This window comes from Candidatus Thermoplasmatota archaeon, from assembly GCA_029907305.1.
Classification (GTDB): Archaea; Thermoplasmatota; E2; order DHVEG-1; family DHVEG-1; genus JARYMC01.
The window spans coordinates 1-3,784 of sequence record JARYMC010000109.1 but is presented as its reverse complement, the minus strand read 5'-3'; the positions used below and the strand labels follow the sequence as shown (position 1 = coordinate 3,784).

Annotated in this window: 3 protein-coding genes and 1 tRNA gene; all 4 read left to right on the top strand. The window is 33.0% G+C overall.

The genetic code is table 11. The features are described from left to right. Positions 1–210 precede the first annotated feature (210 nt). Positions 211–942: a TraB domain-containing protein gene (locus tag QHH19_06985; protein ID MDH7518064.1), complete on the top strand. Its 732-nt coding sequence runs from the start codon at positions 211–213 to the stop codon at positions 940–942. 58 nt (positions 943–1,000) lie between these two features. Next, a tRNA-Arg gene (locus tag QHH19_06980) sits at positions 1,001–1,075 on the top strand. Between the two features lie 55 nt (positions 1,076–1,130). Next, positions 1,131–2,381 (top strand): ATP-binding protein, encoded by a 1,251-nt coding sequence (locus tag QHH19_06975; GenBank protein MDH7518063.1) that lies wholly within the window; start codon positions 1,131–1,133, stop codon positions 2,379–2,381. Positions 2,382–2,759: 378 nt separating this feature from the next. Further along, positions 2,760–3,758: a hypothetical protein gene (locus tag QHH19_06970; GenBank protein MDH7518062.1), complete on the top strand. Its 999-nt coding sequence runs from the start codon at positions 2,760–2,762 to the stop codon at positions 3,756–3,758. Positions 3,759–3,784 lie beyond the last annotated feature (26 nt).

Sequence of the window (3,784 nt, the reverse complement as noted above, 5' to 3'; positions counted from 1 at the left end):
CGTACAAAAATATTTCTAGCTTCTAATAATTCCTCTATATATGGTAGCATCCCCTCCATATTTTATTCACCAAAAAAACATGGATGGATGCTACCATTACTTAAATCTTAAGTTAACAAGCACTATTTTTCAACTAACGAGAGTAGTGTACAATAAAAATAAAATAACGGGAAAAGATGCCTTAAAAAACAAAAAATGGATGAAAAAAAGATGATTACGTTAATAGGAACAGGTCACGTATTTGATCTTTCTTCGTCTCTCCTTAGGATATTTGATGAAAAAAACCCTGAAGTCTTATGTGTTGAGTTAGATGAACAACGATACAATGCACTGACGATGAAAACCTCTAATCCTGAGAGATATAAAGAAAACAGCAGGAATCTACCAGTTATTTACAAGCTTTTAGCCAAGTTCCAGGAAAGTATGGCCCAGAAATATGGTGTAACAGCTGGGGAGGAGATGCTTACAGCGATCAACTATGCGCAGAGTCACCAACTACCTATCGAGTTCATTGATATGAACGCTCAAGTTCTTTTCACAAAGATGTTGAAGTCCATGAAGTTTTCTGAGAGAGTAAAACTGTTTTTTACTGGCATCGGTGGGTTTTTTGTAAGTAAAAGTCGTGTTGAAAAAGAGCTGAATAAATTTGAGAACAATCTTGAAAAATATATAGCGGAGATCGGTAAAAATTTTCCAACGATTAAAAGGGTTTTGATCGATGAGCGTAACGAGTTTATGGTACAAAGATTAGTTGATGTTAGCCAGCGTTTTAATAAGATTATGGCGTTGGTTGGTGATGGACATATACCTGGTATTTCTAGGTTATTAAATGATAAAAGATTGGTTTTTGAGACGATACGTTTAAGTGAACTAAGAAGTCAAAAAGAATCAGGGTATGATCCTTCGACAGCATCTTTTAATATTAGTTACAAAGAACCTTAGAATGATTTTTCTGCCAAGTTTTAAAAAACCCTTCTTTATGTTGTCATTGATGTTGTTTGGGCCTGTGGCCGAGTCTGGATACGGCGGCAGCCTCCTAAGCTGTAAATCGCGGGTTCGAATCCCGCCAGGTCCGTACAATATTTTTTACAGCGAAAACATTATTAATCCAAATAATAATTCAATAATTCATGGAGTACTATCCAAGAAAAATAGATAAAAACCTGGAAAACTGGGTAAAAAGAAAAGAAATCATTCTAATAAAAGGACCACGACAAAGTGGAAAAACAACAGTACTACAGCATTTACAACAACAACTAGGAGGTCACTATATAACACTTGAAGACGAAGAACTATTACAAAGCTTTGAAAAAAACCCAAAAGAATTTATAAAAAGATACATTGAAAACAAGCAAAATCTTCTTTTTATCGATGAAGCACAATACAATAAAAATGTAGGAAAAAATTTAAAACTTATTTATGATCTTTTTTCAGATAAAATAAAAATATTTGTCACTGGATCTGGATCCTTTGATATAAAAGTTGAAATCGGAAAACACCTCGTAGGACGAGTAGTCTATTTCGAGCTTCTCCCACTTGACTTTGAAGAATTTCTTCTATGGAAAGCAAAAGATCTACACAAAATCTTTACAGACTACAAAAAAACAGTACAAGATTTTCTCTTGGAAAAAGAAGAAAATATTACAATGGAACCTGTTTTTCAACAAGAATTTAACTCTTTATTGCAAGAATATCTCCTTTTTGGAGGATATCCTGCTATTGTGAAAGAAGAAGATACAAAAATAAAAATAGAATTACTAAAAAATCTCGCCAGAACGTATCTTGAAAAAGATGTATTCTTTTTTTTCAATGTCATGCATATGGAAAAATTCAAAAAAGTATTAAATTATCTGAGTTTCAATAATGGGTCTTTACTCGAAATTTCTTCAATAATCAGTGAACTGCACATGGATTTTAAAACTATTGAAAACTACCTATCAATATTATCAGATACTTCTGTCATTTCTCTTCTTTCGCCATATTATAAAAATCTAACAACTGAGTTAAAAAAAGCAAGAAAAATCTATTTCAATGATCTTGGTTTGAGAAATTCTATACTAAATAATTTTCTGTTATTGGAAAGCAGGATAGACAAAGGAGTTATGCTAGAAAATTTTATTTTAAATGAACTAAAGACTCAATTTAATGGGAAAATAAATTACTGGAGAACAGCAGGTAAAGCAGAGGTAGATTTTATATTACATATTAATTCAGGTGTTGTCCCCATTGAAGTAAAAAGTCAGACCAAACCTGGTAAAAGTTTTCATAGTTTTATTAAATCATACAAACCAAAAAGAGCGTTAGTTTTCACAGAAAAAGACTTAGGTGTGAAACAAATAGAAAATACAAAAATTGGTTTTATCCCACATTATTTTATATGATGATATTTACTTATTTTATTATTTTATCATAGATTGATTCTTTTTGCATGGTTTAACCTCCCAGAAAAAGAAAGAAAAAAAAGAATGGTTTTAGAGAGAAAACATGCAATACCAAACTTGGTTATAATTCAGAAATTTCCAGTAGAGTTTCTCCTGTTGAATTGCTCCCAACCCGCCAGGTCCGTCTAAACTGTAATTACATTTTGTTAATTGCAAACAATTTTTAAATTGAAATATTTTTTAAATAAAAATTTGTTTAAGTTTTTTTGAGGTAATGGAACATGAAAAAAAGTTTGCTTGTTATTGTATTATTTTTTGTTTTGATTATAGCAGGTTTATATGGTTACATAAAGCAAACTAGTGAAAACAAGCCAAACAATGGACACCCTAACCCCCCCAACCGGACCACAAAATGGTGAACATAGTTTAAGTGTAAAAATTACAAAAACTGGAAGTTCTTATAAAAAAGAAAACACAATACCTATATCAGGATGGTTTACAAATGGGCAAGATGCAGATATTGTACTAAACTGGTTTGATTTTGATAACTCTGGCGGACCATTATGTTTTTACCATTCCATGGGAATAGCCAGCGATCAAAATCATCTGCTACTTGCTGATACGTGCAATAACAGGATTTTAATATGGAATACCTTACCAACTGGAAATATTGCACCTGATGTTGTTCTTGGTCAGAAAGATTTTAATACAAATACTCCAGGAACAACACAGGATAAACTAAGATGGCCTGTGGCTGTGGCAACAGATGGAGAAAAAGTAATTGTCGCAGATACATACAACAACAGGTTTTTAATTTGGAATAAATTCCCAACCAAAAATGGTGAACCAGCAGATTTGGTTCTAGGTCAGGATGATTTTACCACCTCATCAGAAAATGTTGATCAAAACTCAATTTGTTGGCCCTGGGCTGTTTGGACTAATGGCGAGAAACTTATTGTAACTAGTACAAGGGGTTGTAGTATTTTGATTTGGAATAGTTTCCCAACAAAAAATAATCAAAACCCAGACCTTGTTCTTACAAATAATGATTTTGGTACTCCTAGAAATATTGAAACAGATGGAATTAGTTACCTGGTTATTGGCGATCATAACGCAAAAGGTACAGGTAGAGGCGGTAATTTTATTTGGCATAGTTTCCCAACATCAAATGTGGATTATGATGCCTATGTTGGTGGTGAGGTTTTGTGGTGCTCAGAGGTTATTGGAGATGATCTGTATGGTACACCTGGGTATCAACTAGCTGTTATACGAGATTTTAAGCAGTTAAATGGTGACTATAACATTATTGACATGGAGAAAAAAGGTTTAAGTGACATCCTCTCCGCCATAAATGGCGGAGCTTCCTATGACGCATGATTAGTAGTCGATGTATAGGAGTCCAA